General features: G+C 66.5%; 30 protein-coding genes. 18 read left to right on the plus strand and 12 right to left on the minus strand.

Annotated features, from left to right (window positions below; all coding sequences use genetic code 11):
* Positions 1-46 precede the first annotated feature (46 nt).
* A complete protein-coding gene (locus tag KYX69_RS17285; protein WP_300499416.1) occupies positions 47-1237 on the plus strand; it encodes a GNAT family N-acetyltransferase in 1191 nt (396 codons plus the stop codon).
* Between the two features lie 17 nt (positions 1238-1254).
* On the opposite strand, the gene KYX69_RS17290 is transcribed toward KYX69_RS17285, so the two are convergent.
* From KYX69_RS17290 to KYX69_RS17300, 3 genes are read right to left on the minus strand one after another with little or no spacing between them, the layout of a single operon-like run.
* Positions 1255-1452, minus strand: coding sequence for a hypothetical protein (locus tag KYX69_RS17290; protein ID WP_300499419.1), 198 nt, complete (start codon positions 1450-1452; stop codon positions 1255-1257).
* 11 nt (positions 1453-1463) lie between these two features.
* Entirely contained in the window at positions 1464-1862 is a 399-nt protein-coding gene (locus tag KYX69_RS17295; protein WP_300499422.1) for a VOC family protein, read from the minus strand.
* 2 nt (positions 1863-1864) lie between these two features.
* Positions 1865-2356 (minus strand): helix-turn-helix transcriptional regulator, encoded by a 492-nt coding sequence (locus KYX69_RS17300; RefSeq protein WP_300499425.1) that lies wholly within the window; start codon positions 2354-2356, stop codon positions 1865-1867.
* Positions 2357-2483: 127 nt separating this feature from the next.
* Here KYX69_RS17300 and KYX69_RS17305 point away from each other — a divergent pair, with 127 nt between their 5' ends.
* Positions 2484-4298: a DUF885 family protein gene (locus tag KYX69_RS17305; protein ID WP_300499428.1), complete on the plus strand. Its 1815-nt coding sequence runs from the start codon at positions 2484-2486 to the stop codon at positions 4296-4298.
* Here the strand turns inward: KYX69_RS17305 and KYX69_RS17310 are convergent.
* The 8 genes from KYX69_RS17310 to KYX69_RS17345 all read right to left on the minus strand — a co-directional run bounded on the left by KYX69_RS17310 (position 4295) and on the right by KYX69_RS17345 (position 10274).
* On the minus strand, positions 4295-5452 hold the full coding sequence (locus KYX69_RS17310; RefSeq protein ID WP_300499430.1) for a mechanosensitive ion channel domain-containing protein: 1158 nt from the start codon (positions 5450-5452) through the stop codon (positions 4295-4297). The two genes, KYX69_RS17305 and KYX69_RS17310, sit on opposite strands and share 4 nt — an antisense overlap.
* Before the next feature lie 43 nt (positions 5453-5495).
* Positions 5496-5852, minus strand: coding sequence for a hypothetical protein (locus KYX69_RS17315; RefSeq protein ID WP_300499432.1), 357 nt, complete (start codon positions 5850-5852; stop codon positions 5496-5498).
* Positions 5853-5891: 39 nt separating this feature from the next.
* Positions 5892-6185: an antitoxin Xre/MbcA/ParS toxin-binding domain-containing protein gene (locus KYX69_RS17320; RefSeq protein WP_300499435.1), complete on the minus strand. Its 294-nt coding sequence runs from the start codon at positions 6183-6185 to the stop codon at positions 5892-5894.
* The gene (locus KYX69_RS17325; RefSeq protein WP_300499437.1) at positions 6179-6355 is read right to left on the minus strand and encodes a hypothetical protein; all 177 of its coding nucleotides are present in this window, start codon (positions 6353-6355) and stop codon (positions 6179-6181) included. The genes KYX69_RS17320 and KYX69_RS17325 overlap by 7 nt, the downstream gene beginning before the upstream one ends.
* Before the next feature lie 160 nt (positions 6356-6515).
* A complete protein-coding gene (locus KYX69_RS17330; RefSeq protein WP_300499440.1) occupies positions 6516-8141 on the minus strand; it encodes a phosphoenolpyruvate carboxykinase in 1626 nt (541 codons plus the stop codon).
* 123 nt (positions 8142-8264) lie between these two features.
* Positions 8265-9071 carry a DNA-binding domain-containing protein gene (locus tag KYX69_RS17335; RefSeq protein ID WP_300499442.1) on the minus strand — a complete coding sequence of 269 codons (807 nt, stop codon included), beginning with the start codon at positions 9069-9071 and terminating at the stop codon, positions 8265-8267.
* Positions 9068-9904 (minus strand): DUF692 domain-containing protein, encoded by an 837-nt coding sequence (locus KYX69_RS17340; RefSeq protein WP_300499445.1) that lies wholly within the window; start codon positions 9902-9904, stop codon positions 9068-9070. The genes KYX69_RS17335 and KYX69_RS17340 overlap by 4 nt, the downstream gene beginning before the upstream one ends.
* Positions 9905-9983: 79 nt before the next feature.
* Positions 9984-10274: a hypothetical protein gene (locus KYX69_RS17345; RefSeq protein ID WP_300499446.1), complete on the minus strand. Its 291-nt coding sequence runs from the start codon at positions 10272-10274 to the stop codon at positions 9984-9986.
* A gap of 190 nt (positions 10275-10464) precedes the next feature.
* On the opposite strand from KYX69_RS17345, the gene KYX69_RS17350 reads away from it, so the two are divergent.
* From KYX69_RS17350 to KYX69_RS17425, 16 genes are all read left to right on the plus strand, one after another.
* Entirely contained in the window at positions 10465-10749 is a 285-nt protein-coding gene (locus KYX69_RS17350) for a DUF2282 domain-containing protein (protein ID WP_300499447.1), read from the plus strand.
* A 26-nt stretch (positions 10750-10775) separates the two neighbouring features.
* Entirely contained in the window at positions 10776-11240 is a 465-nt protein-coding gene (locus KYX69_RS17355; protein ID WP_300499449.1) for a DoxX family protein, read from the plus strand.
* A gap of 27 nt (positions 11241-11267) precedes the next feature.
* Positions 11268-11798, plus strand: a complete 531-nt coding sequence (locus KYX69_RS17360; RefSeq protein WP_300499452.1) for a sigma-70 family RNA polymerase sigma factor — start codon at positions 11268-11270, stop codon at positions 11796-11798.
* A gap of 2 nt (positions 11799-11800) precedes the next feature.
* Entirely contained in the window at positions 11801-12442 is a 642-nt protein-coding gene (locus KYX69_RS17365) for a DUF1109 domain-containing protein (protein WP_300499504.1), read from the plus strand.
* A 54-nt stretch (positions 12443-12496) separates the two neighbouring features.
* Positions 12497-13213, plus strand: coding sequence for a response regulator transcription factor (locus tag KYX69_RS17370; protein ID WP_300499454.1), 717 nt, complete (start codon positions 12497-12499; stop codon positions 13211-13213).
* Positions 13182-14774, plus strand: a complete 1593-nt coding sequence (locus KYX69_RS17375; RefSeq protein WP_300499456.1) for a stimulus-sensing domain-containing protein — start codon at positions 13182-13184, stop codon at positions 14772-14774. The genes KYX69_RS17370 and KYX69_RS17375 overlap by 32 nt, the downstream gene beginning before the upstream one ends.
* 20 nt (positions 14775-14794) lie before the next feature.
* The gene (locus KYX69_RS17380) at positions 14795-15232 is read left to right on the plus strand and encodes an HPr kinase/phosphorylase (RefSeq protein WP_300499458.1); all 438 of its coding nucleotides are present in this window, start codon (positions 14795-14797) and stop codon (positions 15230-15232) included.
* Entirely contained in the window at positions 15229-16149 is a 921-nt protein-coding gene (rapZ, locus tag KYX69_RS17385; protein WP_300499460.1) for an RNase adapter RapZ, read from the plus strand. Before KYX69_RS17380 ends, rapZ begins: the two co-directional genes overlap by 4 nt.
* 24 nt (positions 16150-16173) lie before the next feature.
* The gene (locus KYX69_RS17390) at positions 16174-16581 is read left to right on the plus strand and encodes a PTS sugar transporter subunit IIA (RefSeq protein WP_300499463.1); all 408 of its coding nucleotides are present in this window, start codon (positions 16174-16176) and stop codon (positions 16579-16581) included.
* A complete protein-coding gene (locus tag KYX69_RS17395; RefSeq protein WP_300499465.1) occupies positions 16578-16850 on the plus strand; it encodes an HPr family phosphocarrier protein in 273 nt (90 codons plus the stop codon). The genes KYX69_RS17390 and KYX69_RS17395 overlap by 4 nt, the downstream gene beginning before the upstream one ends.
* 51 nt (positions 16851-16901) lie before the next feature.
* On the plus strand, positions 16902-17096 hold the full coding sequence (locus tag KYX69_RS17400) for a type II toxin-antitoxin system VapB family antitoxin (RefSeq protein ID WP_300499467.1): 195 nt from the start codon (positions 16902-16904) through the stop codon (positions 17094-17096).
* Positions 17096-17494, plus strand: coding sequence for a PIN domain nuclease (locus tag KYX69_RS17405; protein WP_300499470.1), 399 nt, complete (start codon positions 17096-17098; stop codon positions 17492-17494). Before KYX69_RS17400 ends, KYX69_RS17405 begins: the two co-directional genes overlap by 1 nt.
* Complete coding sequence (locus KYX69_RS17410) at positions 17479-18285, plus strand: RNA methyltransferase (RefSeq protein ID WP_300499472.1); 807 nt, start codon at positions 17479-17481, stop codon at positions 18283-18285. Before KYX69_RS17405 ends, KYX69_RS17410 begins: the two co-directional genes overlap by 16 nt.
* Positions 18286-18391: 106 nt before the next feature.
* Positions 18392-18607 (plus strand): hypothetical protein, encoded by a 216-nt coding sequence (locus KYX69_RS17415; protein WP_300499475.1) that lies wholly within the window; start codon positions 18392-18394, stop codon positions 18605-18607.
* A 48-nt stretch (positions 18608-18655) separates the two neighbouring features.
* The gene (cysS, locus tag KYX69_RS17420; RefSeq protein WP_300499478.1) at positions 18656-20086 is read left to right on the plus strand and encodes a cysteine--tRNA ligase; all 1431 of its coding nucleotides are present in this window, start codon (positions 18656-18658) and stop codon (positions 20084-20086) included.
* Between the two features lie 100 nt (positions 20087-20186).
* Entirely contained in the window at positions 20187-20606 is a 420-nt protein-coding gene (locus tag KYX69_RS17425; RefSeq protein WP_300499480.1) for a hypothetical protein, read from the plus strand.
* Positions 20607-20651: 45 nt separating this feature from the next.
* Here KYX69_RS17425 and KYX69_RS17430 read toward each other — a convergent pair whose 3' ends face one another.
* A complete protein-coding gene (locus KYX69_RS17430) occupies positions 20652-22022 on the minus strand; it encodes a DUF1501 domain-containing protein (RefSeq protein ID WP_300499483.1) in 1371 nt (456 codons plus the stop codon).
* Position 22023 lies beyond the last annotated feature (1 nt).

The following is a 22023-nucleotide window of genomic DNA, read 5'->3' on the forward strand; positions in this document are numbered from 1 at the left end:
GGATTGAAGGAATTTCGCCGCTAACCCTGCGTCAGGGAGCGGATCGATGTACGTTGAGCGGATCGACTGGGCGGAGCAGCGCAACGGGGTCGCGGTGGCGCGGCATTCCGGAATCGCCCGCGCCATCGATGCGCTGACGCCGCGGCTTGCTCCGGAGCATCGCTTCCTGCGCGCCGCGTGGTTCGGTGCAGCCGATGGCGGCGACGCTGCGACGCTGATCGCCTATCGTGGCGACGACACGCCGGTGGCGGCGATCCCGACGATCGGGTTCGGTCCGGCGTTGGTCGGCGCGCAGGCCGTGCCGGGCAGCTATTGGCCGTTCCGCGCGCTGCCGATCGCGGCGGATGCCAGTGCCGAAGAACTGGCCGAGTTCCTGTCGCATCCGGTGACGCTCGGCGCGCTGGGGCAGGTGTGGCGGCTCGGCCCGACCTATGCCGAAGATCCTGCGACACAGATCTTCTCACGCGCCGCGGCGATGGCCGGGTGGACGGTGCTGTCGCGCCCGCTGGGTCGCACCTTCATCTTCGTTCCGGCAACGGGCTGGCCGCGTGCATCGACGCGGCGGCGATTGGCCAATTATGCGCGGCAGCTGGACCAACAGGGCGCGGTCACGATCGAATGCGTGCGCGGCGCCGGATGGAGCGCGGCACTGCTCGACGATCTGGGCGCGATCGAGCAGGCGAGCTGGGTCGGGCGCGCAACCGACGGCACCGGTGCCAAATTCCTGTCCGAAACGCGCCGCGCCGACTGGCGCCGCGTTCTGCGCGATCCGGTGCTGGCCGAGATGCTGATGGCAACCGTGCTGCGCGTCGATGGGCGACCGATCGCCTTCTCGTTCGACCTGCTGACCCCGCCGGTCCAGTACAGCATCGCCAGCAGCTATGACGAAGCCTTCGCCGCCTATCGCCCCGGCAAGCTGGTCACCGCGCATCTGGTCGGGCAGGCGGAAGCGCTGGGCGTCGAGCGGATCGATTTCGGCTCGGGTGACTCCGGGTACAAACGCGAGATGGGCGCGGAAGCAGGCTCGCGGATCGTCGACCTGTTGCTGGTGCGCAACCGCGCAGCCTCGTCGCTGCTCCAGCTGCGCTGGGGCCCGGAATGCGCCATCGCCGCCGAAGCCTATCGCACCGCCAGCCTGCTCCGCCACGCCGCCCGCGCGCGCAAGGGGCGCAGCCGGATCGACATGCTGATGGCGATGGGCGCGATTGCGGCGGCGGCGATCAGTTTCGGGGAATAGCGCGGGCCTGCAGTTGGTCAGCCGCTACGCCTCACATAAGGCCGTACGAACAGATACATGCCGGTGACGATCAGCAGCGCGAGCGGTGCCAGCGGCGCATAGGTGATCGCGGCGGGCGGCGGGCCGAAGACCATCGCGATGAAATTGGCGGCCACGCTGAGCGTCAATGCGAGGCCGAGCCAGCGATGGCTCGCGCGGATCCAGTGATGTCGCATCATCGCCCCCCTCAGCGCTCGACCAGCTTCCAGCCATTGCCGGACGGATCGCGAAAACTGGCATCGACCGCGCCGTAGCGCTCGACCGGCTCCTGGGTGAATTCTACGCCGCGCGCCCGCATCTCGGCATAAGCGGTGCGACAATCCTTTACCGACAGCACGAGCGGCGGCATCGCGCCCTTTGCCACCGCCGCGTCCAGCATTTGCGCCGTCGCATCGTCGACCATCGGCGCGCCGGGCTTGAACAGACCGAGCTGGAAGCCGTCCTGCCCTGGATATTGCACGGTCAGCCAGCGGAAATTGCCGTTGCGCACATCGCTGTGCACGCGAAAGCCAAGCTTGCCGACATAGAAATCCAGCGCCTCATCCTGATCGCGCACATAGATGCCGACGACCTGTACCCCTTCCATCGTCATGTCTCCTCAACGAGTGACGCCGGGGTAACGCCAGCGGCACGGCGGCGCTTCTCCGAAACTGCTATCTTCAAGCCGGGGCGCTCGGCGGCGCGCAGATAGCATTGCGGCATCGCGGGCCGGGCGACGGTCTGGGCTCGCAACTCGGTCGGCGTCTTGCCGGTAATATCGCGGACGGTGCGGCTGAAACTGCCCAGGCTGCTCCATCCGGTCTGGAAGGCGATATCGGTGATCGACGCATCGGTCTCGCGCAGCAGCGCCGCCGCCCGCTCGACCCGCCGCGTGAGCAAATAGCGATGCGGGGGGACGCCGAATGCCTGGCGGAACGCCCGCGCGAAATGGGCCGGCGACACCCCGCTAATCCGGGCGAGCCGCGCCACTGGCCACTCCTCGTGCGAGGCAGCGTCGATGCGATCCCGGGCGCGCAACAGCCGGCGCAGCAGGCGGGGGGCCTGAATGATCGAAGGAAGAGCCTCAGTCGGTTCGTTCATTGCCGCACGATGATGCCCGCCCGCAGGGCGATGCACAACGCGCGCTGTTCCAGCGAGGGGGTGGCATGGCGCAGGGCGCGCGCTAAGGTAACGTCAGCAACCACCCTCCCGCGTATCCGGAGCCCGCATGACCCCCAGCCGCCGCCAGTTCCTTGCATCGACCGCCACGCTTGCTGCATTTCCCGCCCTGCCCGCCTGTGCGAAGGGCGCGCCGTCGGCGGATAGCGCCGCCGATGCGTTGCTGAGCGCGACCGCCGAGCAGCTGCTGACCAGCGCGCCCGAAAGTGCGACCTCGCTCGGCATCGACAAGGGGGAGCGCGCGCATCTGCGATCGATGGTCGAGGATCGCAGCGTGGCGGGCCGACAGAAAGTGGCCGAGGGGCTGCGCGCACGGATCGCGCAGCTCGACGCGCTCGACCGCAACGCGCTGTCGCCGGTGATGCAAACCAATGTCGATGTCGTGCGCACCGCGTTCCAGAACGGGCTGGACGGGTTCGCGTTCGGCTATGGCGATGTCGCGGTCGGCGGGTGGCGCAACACGCCCTATGTCGCGATCCAGAATGTCGGCGCCTATCTCGACATGCCGCGCTTCCTCGACAGCGAGCACAAGGTCGAGAGCGCGGCGGATGCGGCGTCGTGGCTGGCGCGGTTCGAAGGCTGGGCCGGGCAGATCGACGGCGAGACCGAACGGCTCAAGATCGCCTACGACAAGGGCGTCGTCGCGCCCGACTTCCTGCTCGACAAATGCCTGCGCCAGATCGCGCTGACCCGCGGCACCGATGCCGGCAAATGGGAGCTGGTCGAGAATTTCACCGGCAAAAAGGTCGTGACCGGCGATCAGGCGGTGGCGGCGGCGAAGCTGGCGGCGGGCAGGATCGCCCCGGCGCTCGACCGTCAGATCGCCGAACTCAAGCGCCATCGCGCCAAGGCAACCAGCGACGCGGGCGTGTGGAAATTCCCGGACGGTGAGGCCTATTACGCCTGGGCACTGCGCGCCGCGACCACCACGACGATGACCCCGGACGAGGTCCACAAGGCGGGGCGCGAGGAGCTGAAGGCGCTCCAGTCGGAGATGAACACGATCCTGCGCAAGCTTGGCTACAGCAAAGGCAGCGTGGGCGCGCGCATGACCGCACTCGGCAAGGATCCCAAGTTCCTCTACCCCGACAATGACGCCGGGCGGCAGGAAATCCTCGCCTACATGACCAAGACGATCCAGGACATGAAGGCGAAGATGCCGCAGGCGTTCCACACGCTGGTGCGCGGCAATGTCGAGGTGAAGCGCCTGCCGCTGGCCGAGGAGCCGGGCGCGCCGGGTGCCTATGGCGGCGCGGGGTCGATCGACGGGACGGTGCCGGGGCGCGTGTGGCTGAACCTGCGCACCACGCATCTGCACACCCGCTACAGCCTCGCCACCCTTGCCTATCATGAGGGCATTCCGGGCCATGCGTGGCAGGGCGAATATACGTTCAAGCTGCCGCTGGTCCGCTCGCTGCTGGCGTTCAATGCCTATAGCGAAGGCTGGGCGCTGTACGCCGAGCAACTGGGGGCGGAGCTGGGGGCGTATGACAACGATCCGGTCGGGCGGCTGGGGTATCTCCAGAGCCTCGCCTTCCGCGCGTGCCGTCTGGTGGTCGACACCGGGCTGCACGCCAAGCGCTGGACGCGGCAACAGGCAATCGAGTGGTTTGCGACAGCCAATGGCTCATCGGTCGAAGAGGTTTCCGGCGAGGTCGACCGCTATTGCAGCTGGCCCGGTCAGGCGTGCGGCTACAAGCTCGGCCACACCGCGATCAACCGGCTGCGGACCAAGGCGCAGCGCGAACTCGGCCCGCGCTACGATTTCCGTGGGTTCAACGATGCGCTGGTGCTGGGGGGCGGGGTGCCGATGAGCGTGCTGGAGCGCGTGATCGACCGGCATATCGCCGGGCGGAAGGCCTAAGCGCGCCCGTCTTCGGGGATCGCGCCCGCCCCGCCGCTGGAGCCTTGCTCCCCCGGCGCGGGCGGCACGGGCAGCGCGACGGGTTCGCTCCAGCCGGGTCGGCCCAGCTCCAGACGGCCGCGCGGTAATGCTTCCGGCATCTCGTCGCGAATGAACGCCAGCATCCCCTCGCGAATGTCGCAGCGCAGATCGAAGGCATTGGCCGCGTCCCGCGCCGTGACCAGTGCGCGCACCTCGATCGCGTCGGGTCGGGTGTCGGTGACCTGAAGCACGAAGCCGCGCCCGTCCCAGCGCTCGTTGGCGCGCACCAGTTCCTCCAGCCGCGCGCGCAGTCGGGGGATATCGGCGGTAGGGTCGAGCCAGAAAAAGGCCGTGCCGTGCAGCTGGCTGGAGTTGCGCGTCCAGTTCTGGAAACTCTCTTCCAGAAATTTCGAGACCGGCACCACCAGCCGCCGCTCATCCCAGATCGCGACCACGACATAGGTCAGCCGGATTTCCTCGATCCGCCCCCATTCGCCGTCGATGATCACGACATCGTCGATCCGGATCGGTTCGGTGAAGGCCATCTGGATGCCGGCGATGATATTCTTGAGCGCGGGTTGCGCCGCCGCACCGACGGCCAGGCCGATCAGACCCGCCGACGCCATCAGCGTGACACCGACCGAACGCACGCTGGGGATCGACAGCAGCATCAGGCAGATGGTGATGAAGCCGACCACGAATACCGCGATCCGCGTCAGGATCGCGCTGCGCGTCCGCCGGCGGCGCGCGCGCAGATTGTCGGTGACGCTGATGTCGGCGCTGAGCTCGACCGCCCTGCCCCCGGCGCGGATCAGGTTGATCGCCAGCCAGCCGAGCAATAGCGGCACGATCATGCCAGCCGCCTGCCCCCATAACGCGCGGGCACCGTCGTCCAGGTGGAGCAATTGCCACACTGATGCGAGCGCCAGGGCGACGAGAATCCAGCGCGCGGGCCGTGCCGCCGCATCAACGAACACATCGTCGATTGAGTCGGGCGTACGTGCGGCGATCCGGCGGGCGATCCGCATCGCGACCCAATGGATCGCCAGCGCGATCATAATCGCGGCGGCAATGGTCAGCGCATCGACGACCTGCACCGGGACGTCCCAGTGCGCGGGAAATATCTGCTGCATTGCAACAGGAACCGGCCACACCCGGGCCGGTTCCCCGATAGGGTCATTTCTTGCCGAAGAACCCCGATGCCATGCCCGTCAGGTCGTTGAGCGGATTGCCGTCGCCATCGCGGTCGAGCGCGCCGAGGATACCCGCTGCACCATCGGCCTGCAGCATCGTCGCGAACTTGCCGAGCGCGCCTTCGCCGCCGATCTGGGTGATCAGCTCCTGCATCTTGTCGAGCGGCAGGCCGGTGGCCGCCGCCGCACCCTCGGCGGTGTCGCCCTGCATCTGGTGGTGCTTCGCCAGCGCCTGCACCGCAGACTCGACATGTTCGGGCGAAAGCCCGACCTTGGCCGCAAGATTGGTGAGGCCGTCGGTGCCGCCGACCTGGCCGAGGATCGAATCGAGGATGCTCATCTGCGTCGCTCCTTGAATGGGGAAATGCCCCGCGCGATCCTACCCCAGCGGGTGGAGCACGTCGAGGCGGGCGAGCACCGCGCGCGCGCCTTCGTCACTGGCGACGGCGAGGTCGATCGGACGCCCGCCCAGCCCCTCATCATGGCTGTTGAGAAAGCTGCGGGCAGGGTCGCTCTCGCGCAAGCGCTCGAACACCAACGTGGCGACGCGGCCCTGTCGTGCCGAGGCTTCGGGCGACAAACGCGGCTTGTCATTGTAGCGACGGAACTGGCGCGTGCGCGGCTTGCCCGTTTCAGCGACGGGCGGCGTTTCGGCGCGCGGCGGGGTCAACATGCGGCGCGCGTCAGCGAACCCTCTTCACCCAGCGCACTGCGGAGCGTGCTGATCTGCGCGGCGTAGCCGCGTGCGAGGTCGCGGTGCGCACTGCGGGCGCTTTGGCAATCACTTGCCTGAACGCGCATCAGCGAAACCTGATGGCGATAGAGAAGGTAGTTGAGGTCCATATGGCGGCTCCTGACCAGTAAGCGGGAGCACGAAGAATCTCTCAGCCGTCGGCGCCTACGGAGCGATCTGCCGACGATATCCTCTATGTAGGAACGCCGACCCGCGATTGCCAGCGTGATGCCCCGCCGACGCGTCTGCCGGCGGGGGCTGTGCACTGGGTCAGGCGGGTTCGGTCGCCCTGCTGCGGCTCTTCGGTGCAGCCTGACGGACGCCTTCATCGACATGCTCGGCAAACTGAGCGAAGTTGGCGACGAACTCGTCCAACAGTTTGGCGGCGGTCGCGTCGTACTCGCCCTTGTCGGCCCAGGCGGCGCGCGGGTCGAGCATGTTGGGGTCGATATCGCCGACGGCGACCGGGACCATGAAGCCGAAATTGGGGTCCTGCCGGAACTCCGCATCCTTCAGGCTGCCGTCGAGCGCGGCGTTGAGCAGCGCGCGGGTGACGCGGATCGGCATGCGCTTGATCCCGGGCATCGTCGCCTTGCCACCGCTCCAGCCGGTATTGACCAGCCAGCAATCGACCCCGCCCTTGGCGATCCGCTCCTTCAGCAGATTGCCATAGACCGAGGGGTGGCGCGGCATGAACGGCGCGCCGAAGCAGGTCGAGAAGGTCGCGCTCGGCTCGGTCACGCCGATCTCGGTCCCCGCAACGCGCGCGGTATAGCCCGAGAGGAAGTGGTACATCGCCTGTTCCGGCGTCAGCTTCGCGATCGGGGGCAGCACGCCATAGGCGTCGGCGGTGAGGAAGATGATGTTCTTCGGCACCGGCCCGAGATTATCCGCGCTCGTATTCGGGATGAAGTCGAGCGGGTAGGAACCGCGGCTATTCTCGGCGAGGCTGTTGTCGTTGAAGTCGAGCTCGCGCGTCTCCGGGTCCATCACGACATTTTCAAGCACCGTGCCAAAGCGCTTGGTGGTCGCGAAAATCTCCGGCTCGGCCTCGGGCGAGAGGTTGATCATCTTGGCATAGCAGCCGCCTTCGAAATTGAAGACCGCGGTGTCCGACCAGCCATGCTCGTCATCGCCGATCAGCGTGCGGCTGGCATCGGCCGACAGCGTCGTCTTGCCGGTGCCCGACAGGCCGAAGAACACCGCCGTGTCGCCGTTGGGGCCGATATTGGCCGAACAATGCATCGGCATGATCCCCTGCGGCGGAAGTAGATAGTTGAGCAGGCCGAACACGCTCTTCTTCATCTCGCCAGCGTAAGCGGTGCCGCCGATCAGGATCAGCTTTTCGGTCAGGTTGACCGCGATCACCGTCTCGCTGCGGCAGCCATGCTTGGCCGGATCGGCGCGGAAGCTCGGCAGATCGATGATCGTGTATTCGGCGGCGAAGTCCTTAAGCTCATGCGCTTCCGGGCGGACCAGCAGGGTGCGGATGAACTGGCTGTGCCAGGCGAGCTCATTGACCACGCGCACCGTGACGCGATGCTCGGGCTGCGACCCGCCATACAGGTCCTGGACGAACAACGTGTCCTTGGTGCCGAGGTGCGTCAGGAAATCGGCCTTGAGCGCTGCAAAATGCTCGGGCGTCATGCCGACATTGGTGCTGCCCCACCATACGGTGTTCTCGGTCTCTGCATCGCGGACGATGAACTTGTCCTTGGCGCTGCGCCCGGTGTGCTTGCCGGTTTCGACCACCAGCGGCCCGTCCTTGGCCAGCCGGCCCTCACCGCGACGCACGGCATGCTCGACCAGTTGCGCGGGCAGCAGGTTCCAATGGATGGCGGTGTCCGCCCCGACGCCCAGCGCGTCGAGGCCGATCTTCGGGGTACGATCGGTCACGTCTCTCTCCTCAAACCGCGCCTCTCCGCACGGCATTGCATTCGTATGCGTAGGAGTCGCGCATAGGCAGCGGCGGAAACGGGGGTCAACGCCAGTAACCGGTGTCAAAAGCGCGCTAACCCGCTATTTTTGGGTGACAACGCTGACCTGTTGCATGGTTGTGCGCACCGAACCGATCACGCCGAGCTCCAGCCAGTGATTGAGGATCGCTCCCGCTGCCGCCGCTGTCGCTTCCGGGGCGAGGCGTTCGGCCATGCGGGTACAGATTTCGCCGAAGCTTGCGCCATGCAGCGCGGCGTTCAGCGCTTCGCCCTCATGGTCGGGGAGTAGGGCGAACACCGCTTCCTCGCCTTCGCGCCAGACCAGCAGCCAGTGGCGCGCCTCAAGCCGCTCAACGGTCGGCTCATCCTCCTCGTCCGCCAGCAACTGCCACAGCGCGGGCATATGGTAGGTCACCGGTCGCAATGCCGTCCCTGCGACCGGCACGGGCACGAACTGCTCCCAATCCGCAGCATCGAAGGCTGCAGTCGCAGCGGCGAACCCGGCATGGGTCAGCGGCGCTTCGTCGGCGGCAGTAAATGCGCATTGCATCGCCCATTCGAGCCAGGCGAGCTCCGCTACATCGGGGTCGTTGGCGAACAGCGCGGCGCAGGTGTCGGCGAAACCCTCCCCCGCCCGGTCGATCGTCCAGGCCGAGGGGGGATGCGCGATCAGGTGATGCGCCGCCGCCTGATGAAACGCCCCAGCGCCGACCAGCCGCGCGGTGCGCGCATAGCTGTCGGCGAGCACGTCGAGCAGCCGCGCGCGATAGCCGTTGCGATAGACCGCCATGCCCGCCGCGCGCGTGGCGTCGAGGTCTGGCGGCAACGGCGCATCATCGTCGTGCAGGCAGGCGAGAAACGCGTCCTGCAGCGCGGCGAGCGCGGTCATGCCGCCGCCTCCAGCCGCGCGGTTGCGGCGATGCTGCGCGCCTGATCCAGCTCGGTGAGCAGCTCGGGCAGCGGCGGGATCGCGTCGTCGCGCTCGATCATCACCGCGACCGGGCCCAGCAGCGCCATTGCGCGGGCGAACAGCGCCCAGACGGCATCGCACACCGGCCGGTCATGCGTGTCGATCACGATCTCCCCCGGCGTATGCCCGGCAAGATGCACCTGCCGCACCCGATCGGCAGGGATGCCTGCGAGATAATCGAGCGGGTCAAAGCCGTGGTTGAACGCGCTGACATGGATGTTGTTGACGTCGAGCAGCAGGTAGCATCCGGTGCGGCGGCTCATCTCCGCCAGAAACTGCCATTCGGTGAATTCGTCCTGCGGAAAGGACAGATAGCTCGACGGATTCTCGAACAGCAGCGCGCGGCTCAGCACGTTCTGGGCATGGTCGATATTGTCGCACACCAGATCGAGTGCATCGCGGGTCAGCGGCATCGGCAACAGGTCATGGCTGTTATGCGCGCTGGTCCGCGTCCAGCACAGATGGTCGGAAACCCAGAGCGGGTCGATCCGGTCGGCCAGCGTTCGCAGTCGCGCGAGATGATCCGGGTCGAGGCCGTGCGCCGATCCGATCGACATCGACACCCCGTGCAGGATCACCGGCAGCTTCGCGCGCACCTGTTCCAGGATGCGCAGCGGACGCCCGCCATCGATCATGAAGTTTTCGGAGATCACCTCCACGAAATCGACCGGCACCTCGCCTTCAAGGAAGTCGCGATAATGGTCGCGGCGCAGGCCGAGGCCGAAGCCGCCAAAGGGCGGTACTGAATGCATTGCTTCGCTCCCTGGCGGGCAAAGGTGGATCCGGCGGGCCGGCGTTGCGGGGGGAACGGCCCGCCGGATCTGGGCAGGATCAGCCGAGGTCGCCGATCGTCCCACCCTTGGAGAGGCATTCACCGGCCTTCATCGCCTTGAAGCCATGGCCCTTGCACGCATTCTGGCCCTTGCACTGATGCTCGGCGGTGGCGCAGTCGGACTGGCCCTTGCAGCTGTGCAGGCCATAGCAATGGACGGTATCGTTCGCGCTGATCGCGCGACCCTTGCTACCCGCAGGCGTGTCGGCGGCGAAAGCCGCGACCGATCCCAGGGCGATGGCGGCGGCGGTGGCGGCGATGGATGCGGCGGTGCGCGTGGCGGTCTTCATGTCGCTAGTCCTTTCAGGCGGATCGTCGTGCGAAAGCGCACATCGGTGAGTTCGCCGCACCTGCCGCCGGGGTTACACCCGAAACAATTTTTCATCCGCTGTAACGATTGCCGACACGCCGCCGAATGAGCCGCTGTGCCGATGATGATCCCATGCATCGGCATCGCACCCACATTTGGAGACGATGACGATGACCGCTTCCACGATTGCCCGCCTCGCCGGGCTCGCCGCCACCGCAGGCCTTGCCGCTGCCCTGAGCACCGCCCCCGCCGCCGCGCAGAAGCCCGAGATGGAAAAATGCTATGGCATCGCCAAGGCGGGCAAGAATGACTGCGCGGCCGGCCCCGGCACCAGCTGCGCCGGCACCTCGACCCGCGACTATCAGGGCAATGCCTGGAAGCTCGTCGCCAAGGGCACGTGCGAAAAGACCGAAACGCCCAAGGGCAAGGGTTCGCTGACCCCGGTCCAGCGCTGATCCCTTCGCACAGACAGGAAATCGACATGCAGCGCATCGCATCTTTGTATGGCCGGGCCGTCACGCTGGTCGGTTCGCGGACGGCAGAGGGCGTTGCGCTGCTGCTGGTGCGGGTCGCGCTCGGCGGAGTTTTCTGGCGCGCGGGCCGCAGCAAGGTGGTGGAGGGCAGCTGGTTCGAGCTCAGCGACTCCACCCGCTATCTGTTTGAAAATGATTACAGCGCAGTTCCGCTGCCGCCCGAACTTGCGGCACCGATGGCACTGATGGCCGAGCATCTGTTTCCCGCCCTGCTGCTGATCGGCCTGGCGACGCGCTTCTCTGCGCTCGCGCTGCTCGGCATGACGCTAGTCATCCAGATTTTCGTCTACCCCGATGCCTGGTGGGCGACGCATATCCTGTGGGTCGCATTGGCCGGCATCCTGATCGTGCGGGGCGGTGGTATGGTGTCGCTCGACGCGCTCCTCGCCAACTGGCACCGTCGGCGCGGCTGACACCAGCTCGGACGGACGGGGACGTCGATGATTGCAGACGAAGGCAGCTTCGTGCGCCTGATGATCGCGTCACAGGCGGGCGACACCCGCGCCTATACCGTGCTGCTGACCGAGGTGCAGCGATGGCTGGAGCGCTATTTCCGCCGCCGCGTCGCACCGGCACAGCTCGACGATCTGGTGCAGGAGGTGCTGCTCGCACTCCACGCCAAGCGCGCGACCTGGGACGAGACGCGGGCCTTTCTGCCCTGGCTCGCGGCGATCGCGCGCTATCGCTGGGTCGATCATCTGCGCCGGGTGTATCGATCGGGCGAGGATGCGCTGGACGACCATGACGCGGCGGAGGATAGCGACGAAGAAGCGGTGATGGCGCGGGTGAGCCTCGACCGGCTGTTCGTCCACCTGCCGCAGGGCCAGTGCGAGGCGATCGAGCTGGTGAAGATCAAGGGGCTGTCCGTGACCGAGGCAGCCCAACGTAGCGGTCAGAGCGAAAGCCTGATCAAGGTGAACATTCATCGCGGATTGAGGAAGCTCGCCGCGCTCGTCGAAGAGGCCGATTGACCATGACCCGCCCGCCGTCCCCCCTGATCGCGCAGCTCGCGAGCGAGCTGGAGCCGGTGCGCCCGCTCCGCATGGCGCATGGTATCGCACTGGCTGCCCTGGCCGTCCTGGCAACGATTGGCCTGATCGCGCTGACGATGGGGCTATGGTCCGGTCCGATGCGCGGCGAGGCGGCGGCGATGTTCTTCGTCGCCAATGCCCTGATCGGGCTGGTCGGGTTAGTCTCCGCGCTGGCAGTCATCCGCATGGCTGGCCCGCGCGTCGGTGCACGGCAGGATGGCGCGCGCTGGCTGCTCGCCGCGCTCGCCATCCTGCCGATGGCCGCCGTACTGCTCGCCATGATCGAAGGGCAGATCGACTGGCATGAACATGCGACCCACGGCCTCGAGTGCTTCGTTGCCGGCACCTGCAGCGGATCGCTGGTCGCCGCGGCATTGATCATCTGGCTGCGCCGCGGCGCGCCGGTCGCGCCCAAGGTCGCCGGATTCTACACCGGCGTCGCCGCAGGCGCGCTGGGCAGCTTCGCCTATGGCCTGTCCTGCCCGATCGATACGATCGCCCATCTCGGCATCTGGCACGTTGCCCCCGTGGCGGTCATGGCGGCGCTGGGGCGGATTTTCGTGCCGCGCTGGGTGCGGTGGTAGGCGGAGTGCCCCTCCCCCGTTGAGCCCCGCCCCACATTCCGCTACCTCGCGTGCATGACCGCAACGATTGCGCTGGTCGATGATGACCGCAACATCCTGACGTCCGTGTCGATCGCGTTGCAGGCCGAGGGGTTTGTGACGCGCGTCTATTCGGATGGGGAGGCCGCGCTTAAGGCGCTGGTCGACAATCCGCCCGAGCTGGCGGTGCTCGACATCAAGATGCCGCGCATGGACGGGCTGGAGCTGCTGCGGCGACTGCGCGAGAAGAGCCAGATCCCGGTGATCTTCCTGACCAGCAAGGATGACGAGCTGGACGAGGCGCTGGGCCTGGCGATGGGCGCGGACGATTATATCGCCAAGCCGTTCAGCCAGCGGCTGCTGATCGCCCGCATCCGCGCGATCCTGCGCCGGACCGATCTGGTCGCGGCGACGGCGCAGGGCGAAGAGGCGCCGGCGGCCGAGGCGCAGCCGGTGATCGAGCGCGGCCCTCTGACGATGGATCCGGCGCGGCACAAGGTGACGTGGAAGGGCGACAATGTCACGCTGACCGTCACCGAGTTCATGATCCTCGAAACGCTCGCCCAGCGGCCCGGCATCGTCAAGACGCGCAACCAGCTGATGGATGCGGCGTATCAGGACGACATCTATGTCGATGACCGCACCATCGACAGCCATATCAAGCGCGTGCGCCGCAAGTTCCGGCAGGTCGATCCCACATTCGACGCCATCGAGACGCTCTATGGCGCCGGATATCGCTTCTCCGACGAATAGGCCCTCCCCCGCCCGGGAGGAACGCGACCTGTCGCTGCGCTGGTCCGGCCGGGTCAGCCTGACGCCGCGCATCCTGGCGGTGAACATCTTTGCGCTGGTGATGCTGGCGGGCGGGTTCTTCTACCTCGACAGCTATCGCGCGCGCATCGTCGACAGCCGCGTCGAACAGGCGAGCCGCGAGGCACGGTTGATCGCGCAGGCAGTGGCGATGACCCCACCGGACGATCGCACTGCGCTGATCCAGCGTGTCGCGAGCGAGGCGGATATCCGGATCCGCCTGTACGATCGCACAGGGCGGATGACGCTGGATACCCGCGCGCTGGGCCTCAACAATTTCGTGCTGCGCGATCCCGACAAGGATCCGTGGAACCAGAGCGCTGCGCGCTTCCTCGACGCGGTGATCGACACGGTCGCCGGCGCGGATCGCGACCAGCAGTTTCGCGAGCGCGCGCCGACCAAGGGGCTGGACTGGCCCGACATCGCCGCCGCGCTGCGCACCGGGGAGGCCAGTGCGACCGTATGGCGCGCGCCCGATCGCACGCCCGTCATCACCGCCGCTGCGCCCTATGGCCCTGAGGGGGCGGTGTTCACCAGCTCCAACGCGCGCGACATCACCCAGCGGGTGCGGATCGAGCGGTTCCGGCTGGGGCTGGTGCTCGCCTTCACCGCCGGGCTGTCGATCTTCCTGTCGCTGTTCCTCGCGCGCACCATCGTCCGCCCGCTGCGCCGCCTCGCCCGCGCCGCAGTGCGGGTGCGGCTGGGGCGTGCGCGCGAAGTGGTGGTGCCGCGCCTGCCCGAACGGCGCGACGAGATCGGGCACCTCGCCCGCTCGCTGTCGGACATGAGCCTGGCGTTGCGCGCACGCATCGACGCAACCGAGGCGTTCGCGGCAGACCTGGCGCATGAGATCAAGAACCCGCTCGCCTCGCTCCGCTCCGCCGTCGACAGCCTGATGGCGGTGCGCGATCCCGAACTGCAGGCGCAGTTGCTGGCGGTCGTGCGCGACGATGTGCTGCGGCTCGACCGGCTGATCAGCGACATTTCGGAGGCATCGCGGCTCGATGCCCAGCTGTCCCGCGCGAAGTTCGATCCGGTCGATCTGTCCGCGATGCTGGCGGCGATGGTCGAGCAGCGCACCGCGCGCGGGGTCGAGCGCGACATCCGCCTGCGCTTCGACGCGCCGATCGGGCCGATGCCGCGCGTGATGGGCGAAGGCGCACGGCTGGAGCGGGTGTTCGCCAATCTGATCGACAATGCCATCTCCTTCTCCCCCGATGGCGGGACAGTGGCGCTGTCGCTGATCGCTGCGGGCGACATGCTGGAGGCGCGGGTCGAGGACGAGGGGCCGGGCGTGCCCGAGGAAGCGCGCGAGGCAATCTTCCGCCGCTTTCACACCGACCGACCGGAGGGCGAGGAATTCGGCAAACATTCGGGACTGGGGCTTGCGATCGCACGGACCATCGTCGAAGGTCACCAGGGGACAATCGGGGTCGAAACGCGCGAGGACCGCATGCGCGGCGCGCGCTTCGTGGTCCGCCTGCCATTCGTGCAAGCGGGTTGAGCGTACGGGGAGTTAGAAGCGTGGCGATCCTGTCTTCCGAAACGCTGCACGCGTCCTGCGTCGCGATCAACGGGCGCGCTGTGCTTATCGAAGGGCGATCGGGCGAGGGCAAGTCGGACCTGGCGCTGCGCCTCATCGATCGGGGTGCGGCGCTGGTCGCCGACGACTATACCATCTGCACGCGGCGTGACGGCATGCTGCACGCCAAGTCCCCGGCAACGATCGCGGGGAAGATCGAAGTGCGCGGCATCGGCCTGGTCACCCTGCCCCATGCCGACAGCGCGCCGATCGCGCTGCTCGTCACCATCTTCGACGATCCGCCGCGCATGCCGGAAGGGCCGCAATCGCGGAAGATCGCCGGTGTCGACGTGCCGGTGGTCGCTCTCCCCGCACTCGAACCCTCCGCGCCGATCAAGGTCGAGCTCGCGCTGCGCCACATGACGGGAGCGGCACGATGAACAAGCGGCGACCGAAGCAGATATTGCTGGTCACCGGCATGTCGGGCGCGGGCAAGTCGACCGTGCTGCGGACGCTGGAGGATCTTGGCTGGGAAGTGGTGGACAATTTGCCGCTGCTGCTGCTCAACCGCCTGCTCGACACCGACCCGCCCGAGGGCAGCGATGGCGATGATCGCCCGCTCGCGCTCGGCATCGGCACGCGCACCCGCGGCTTCGACGCCGACAGCATCGTGCGCCGCATCAAGAAGCTGCGCGACGAGCGCGGCTATGACATGGGCACCTTGTTTCTCGACTGTGCGGGTGCGGAGCTGGAGCGGCGCTATTCAGAGACGCGCCGCCGCCACCCGCTCGCGCTCGACCGGCCGGCCGGCGACGGAATCGTGCGCGAGCGTGAGTTGCTTCAGCCGCTGCGGCGCTGGGCCAACCGCGTAATCGACACGACCAGCCTGTCGTCGAACGAACTGGCGCAACAGATTCGCTCGACCTTTTCCGGGCGGGGCCTGGGCGAAACGGTGGTGTCGGTGATGTCGTTCGGCTTTGCGCGCGGCGTGCCCACCAGCGCGGATCTGGTGCTCGACATGCGCTTCCTGCGCAACCCGCACTGGGTCGAATCGCTGCGCCCCGGCACGGGCAAGGATGCCGATGTTGCCGATTATGTTGCCGGCGACCGCGCCTATCCCGAAGCGATGACGCGGATCGAGGAGCTGCTGCTGCTGCTCCTCCCCCGCTATCAGGCGGAGGGAAAATCCTATGTTACCATCGCCTTTGGCTGTACCGGCGGGAGACACCGGTCGGTGCATGTCGCCGAACGCGTCGCTGCCCGGTTGCGCGACGCGGGTTTTTCGCCCACGGTGACGCATCGTGACTTGCAAACCGCGCCGCAGGACTCGCTAGAAGGCCCGCCGGTCGGCAAATGAACCGCATGGGACAAGCGTAAAGACATGATTGGACTAGTACTCGTGACGCACGGGCGGCTCGCGGAGGAGTTCGTCGTCGCGATGGAGCATGTCGTCGGCAAGCAGGATCGCATCGCGACGATCTGCATCGGCCCCGAGGACGATATGGAAGAGCGGCGCGCGGACATCGCCAAGGCGATTGTCGCGGTCGATGGCGGACGCGGGGTGATCCTGCTCACCGACCTGTTCGGCGGCACCCCGTCGAACCTGGCCATTTCGCTGCTAGAGGCAGGGAGGGTCGAGGTGATCGCCGGCATCAACCTGCCGATGCTGATTCGCCTGGGCGGCGCGCGCAAGACGATGAAGGTGACGGAGGCGGTCGCCGCCGCGCGTGAGGCGGGGCGCAAATACATCACCGTCGCCTCCGAAGTGCTCGGCGAGGCTGCCGCTTGAGCCGCGTCAGCCGCACCGTCCTGATCGGCAACCGCCGCGGACTGCATGCGCGGGCGAGCGCCAAGTTCGTCACCCTCGCCTCATCGCAGCCATGCGAATTGACCGTCGAGAAGGACGGCAACGCCGTCACCGGCACGTCGATCATGGGCCTGATGATGCTGGGCGCCGCAATGGGCGACACGATCACGATCAGCGCGACCGGCGACGGCGCCGAGGACGCGGTGCTCAAGCTGGTCGAACTGGTCGAGGACCGCTTCGGCGAGGATTGAGTCCGTCGCCCTTTGTCACTATGTGTATCAAAAGGTATAAGGATACACATCATGCGCACAAACATCGTGATCGATGACCAGTTGATGGCGGACGCCATGAAGGCGAGCGGCGCGAAGACAAAGAAGGAAGCCGTTGAAGAGGCCCTCCGCACGATGATCCGTCTGCGCAATCAGGCAGAAATTCGCAAGCTTCGCGGCAAGCTCACGTCTTGGGAGGGCGACCTTGAGGCAATGCGCCTCGACTGATGATCGTTGTTGATTCAAGCATCTGGATTGACTTTTTCCGGGGTGCGGTGACGGATCAGACCGAAACGCTCGACCAGCTGCTGGGCACGGAGGATGTCGCTGTCGGCGATTTGATCCTGACCGAGGTTCTACGTGGCTTTACCAGCGACATGGAATTCGAAAAGGCAAGGCACAGAATGACCGCGCTGCCGGTCGTCCAGATCACCAGCCCAGATATCGCGTTGCAAGCTGCCCAAAACTATCGCGCCCTTCGCAAGCGGGGCATCACCGTGCGCAAGACGATCGACACCCTGATCGCGACGCGCTGTATCGTCGATAACATCCCGCTTCTCTATTCCGACCGGGATTTCGACCCGTTCGTTGAACATCTTGGATTGATCCCGTGCCCCGCGAAATAACCGCCTTTTCCAACCCGCTGGTCAAGCGGGTCCGCAGCTTGCGCGACAAGAAGCATCGTCGCGACGAGGGGCTGTTTCTGGCCGAAGGGCTGCGCATCCTGACCGAGGCGCGGGAGGCGGGGCATCTGCCGACCTATCTGTTCTTCGCCAAGGGGCATGACGGCCATCCGCTGGCACAGGAGCTGATCGCGGCGACCGAGGCATCCGGCGGCGAGGTCATTCAGACCGACAGCGACATTCTCTCCAAACTGTCGGGCAAGGACAATCCCGGCGCGGTCGTGGGCGTATATCGCGAGCTTTCGACCGACCTTTCCCGCATCGACCGCACCGCAGCCCCGCTGTGGCTGGTGGCGGAGCGGCTGCGCGATCCGGGCAATCTCGGCACAATCCTGCGCACCGCCGATGCGGTCGGCGCGGGCGGGCTGATCCTCGTCGATGACTGCGTCGATCCGTTCAGCGTCGAGGCGGTGCGCGCGAGCATGGGCGCGCTGTTCACGATTCCCTTGGCGCGTGCGCCCTGGGCAGAGTTTCACGCCTGGCTGCGCGGCGGTCCCGGCCAGCTGGTCGGGCTCGCGCTGGAGGGTGCGGTCGATTACCGCGCGCCAGACTTTGCCGCGCCGGTGTTTCTGCTGACCGGCAACGAGGCGCAGGGGCTCCCCGCCGACTATGCCGCGGCATGCGATGTGCGCGTGAAAATCCCGATGCTGGGCAAGGCCGACAGCCTCAACGCCGCGGTCGCGACCGCCGTCATGGCCTATACCGTGCTTGACCGAATCCGTCCGTTGGACTGACCGCCCGACCGTTGCACAATCGCAACACGGGCGATCCGCTTCGCTACGCGCTTGGAACAAAACCCTGATTCCGTGCGTCGAACCGGGCAAGTCTGGAGACGAGCCGATGTTTTACGACACGACCCCCTTCACCGCCGAGAACAGCGGCTATCGCATTGCCTTTCGCCCCGGCGAGCAGAATGTGTGCCCCGGATGCGGCCAGTCGCACTGGACGATCGGGCGGATGACCGCCGAATGCGCGTTCTGTGCCACCGCGCTTCCGATCAACAACGGCGGCAGCTTTGGCGCGGGGCGCTTCACGGTCAAGTCGCTGGCGGCCTGAACCCGCTCGGCGGTTTGACCGCCGCCGCCGCCGCGCTATGGCGGGGCCATGACCTCGGCCCCGCTCACCCTCTACAACAGCCTCACCCGCGCGCTCGAACCGTTCGCGCCGATCGACCCCGCCAAGGGCGTGCGCGTGTATTCGTGCGGGCCGACGGTCTATAGCGACCCGCACCTGGGCAATCTGCGAGCTTATGTCTTCACCGACACGCTGAGCCGGGTGCTGCGGTGGAAGGGTCATGCCCTGACCCATGTTGTCAACATCACCGATGTCGGCCATCTGACCTCCGACGCCGATGAGGGTGAGGACAAGATGGAGGCGGCGGCGAAGAAGCGTGGGCTGAGCGCGTGGGACATTTCGCGCCATTATGCCGATGTGTTCCGCCGCAATTTGCGCGACCTCAACATCCGCACCCCCGACCATATGCCGCTGGCGACCGATTATGTCGCCAAGATGATCGAGTTCGCCAGGGGCATCGCCGACCAGCATTGCTACCAGCTCGATAGCGGCCTGTATTTCGACAGCAGCACCGTGCCGGACTATGGCAAGCTGTCGGGTGGGCAGGACGACGCCGGCGAGGGGCGGATCGAGAGCGTCGAGGGCAAGCGCCATCCGCAGGACTTCGCGATCTGGCGCGCCACCCCGCCGGGCGAAACGCGGCAGATGGAGTGGGATTCACCCTGGGGCCGCGGCGCGCCGGGCTGGCACCTCGAATGCTCGGTGATGAGCGCCGAGCTGCTTGGCCTGCCGTTCGACATCCACACCGGCGGGATCGACCATCGCGAGATCCACCACGTCAACGAAATCGCGCAGAACCAGGCGCATTGCGGATGCGCGAACTCGGGCGCGAAAATCTGGATGCACAACAACTTCCTCGTCGATCGCGGCGGGAAAATGTCGAAGTCCAAGGGCGGCATCGCCACGCTCGACGCGCTGGTGGCCAAGGGCGTCCACCCGCTCGCCTATCGCTTGATGTGCCTGAGCGCGCATTATCGCAGCGAGCTGGAGTTCAGCGGCGAGAATCTGATGGCGGCTTTGGTGCGGCTACGTCGGCTGGTGCTCGCGGCAGAGAAGTTCCGCGCGACCGAGGGCAAGGGTGGCGGTAACGCGGCGAGCTATCTCGAACGGCTCGACGCGGCGATGTCCGACGACCTCAACACCCCCAAGGCGCTGCCGGTGCTGGAGGAATTGCTCGCCGACAAGCAATTGGGACAGGAAGCGCGGCTGATGACGCTGGCGCAGTTCGACACCGCGCTCGGCCTCAACCTGATGGACCTGTCCCGCGCCGACCTGCGCGTCCGCCCGGCGGATGCACAGGTGACCGAAGCCGAGATCGAAGCCCGCCTCGCCCAGCGCAAGGAAGCCCGCGCCGCGAAGGACTTCGCCCGATCCGACACACTCCGCGACGAGCTGATCGGCGCCGGAGTCGAGGTGATGGACGGAGACCCGATTGGGTGGGACTGGCGGGTGGAGATTTAGCCTGTTTCTGCCCCACCCAGCGCAAACGTCTGCCATACGTCGTTATTGGAGCAATACAAAAATGGTGGAAGACAGACTTCTCCGCTTGTAGTCTCAAGCCATGTATAGAGTGACCGCCTGTTTACTCGCGCTCCCCCTGCTCGTCGGCTCCCAAGGATTGTCGCGCCCCGACAGCACCACGCGAGCCGGTTTGACCTCGATATACCAACTGATCTTGGAAGCACACGACAGCGATGGCGACAAACGGCTGAGCAAAGGTGAGGTTGAAACAATGATTGACTTATCATTGTCCGGCCCGCAACAGGCATCGAGCCGCCGAGAAATGCGTGTGTGGCTTGTTCAAGACTATGCGGATCAAGATTCTAATCGCGATGGTTACGTCGACCTGACTGAACTTCTCAAGAAACCTCTGGAGACGTTTGCCTGCATGGACGCAAACAACGATGGCTCTTTGAGCCAACCAGAAATCAGAGCCGGAATGGCACGCTGCGCTTCGGGCCCAGCCTACATAGCTTCTTAGGTCCGCAGTCCGGCTAGCAAGCCAGTTGCTTCTTAAACGCTTACCTCAAACAAACCCCAAATTGGTCGTCGAATAATTCCCGATATTCGGCAGCACCGTCGACATATTCCCCGCCGACACCCCGAACCAGCTCGCCAGCGTCGCGGCATATTGGTCGACCGAGGTGGTCGGCAGCAGCCGCCCCTGCCCGACATCGCTCGGCGTATTGTGCCCGAAATCGGGGGCGGTGCCATAGATGCGCCCGCCCTGCACCGCGCCGCCCAGCACGAAATGCATGCTACCCCAGCCATGGTCGGAGCCGTCGTCATTCTGGACCAGCGTGCGGCCGAAGTCCGACGCGGTGAAGCTGGTCACCTTGTCCGCCACGCCCAACGCGGCGGTGGTGTCGTAAAAGGCACGCATCGCGTCGGCGACGCGACCGACCAAAGTCGGGTGATCGCGCACGAGGAAATCATGCATGTCCCAGCCGCCAATCGAGACGAAGAACACTTGCCGCTTCGCTCCCAGTTCCTGTGACACCGAGATCAGCCGCGCGACGATCTTGAGCTGGTCCGCCAGCGAATTGCCGGTCGGGAACAGCGTGAAGTTCGCCGCCGGCGCGCTGGCCAGTGCGCCGTTGACCTGGGTGTAGAGATCGAGTGCGCGTTTCGACACGGTGGCGTGTTCGTTGGCGATCAGATTCGCCTGCGCCCCGCCCATCAGCGTGCGCAGCGTGCTCGCGGCGGTGGCCGATCCGAACAGGGTAGATGCGCCGTTGAGCAGCGCGGTCGGCCCGTTGGTGCCGGTTACATATTGGATCGCGCTGCGCCCCGACAGATAGGTCGCATTGCCCGACGCGCTGATACAGGTCAGCGCGCTGGTGCCGTTACCGCTTTGCAGCAGGTCGCCGATGCGCCCGCCCCAGCCCGATGTCGCGCCCTCCGCGCTCGATGCCTGCCAATAGCTTTGCTGGTCATTATGGCTGAACAGCTTGGGCGGCAGCGCGACCGAGGCGGCCTGATATTGTGCCTTGGTCGTCGGACGCACTAAAGTGCCGACATTGAGCACCGGGGCCAGCTTGCCCGCGTTGAACAAGGGCAGCAGCGACGCCATCGTCGGCGCGAGCGCGAATTGTCGCCCGCCCAGAGAATTGCCCGGGTTGAGCAGCGTCGCGGTCAGGCTGTCGCGCGTGTGCCCCAGCGTCGGGCGCTGCGCCAAATAGGCGGCGTGCGTCGCGCTGTCATAGGGCGGCAGCGTGTTGGCGTAATCATTGCCGCCATAGAGGAAGATGCACACCAGCGCCTTGTAATCGCTGGCGACCGCCGCCGATGCTTCGCCGATCGCGGCAAGCTGGGTGACGAAGGGCGCGGCGGCGCCCGCTGCACCGAGCGCGGCGGTGCGCTTCAAAAAGGCGCGGCGCGATTGGTTCTGGTCCATG

Source organism: Sphingomonas sp. (assembly GCF_030145815.1).
Lineage (GTDB): Bacteria > Pseudomonadota > Alphaproteobacteria > Sphingomonadales > Sphingomonadaceae > Sphingomonas.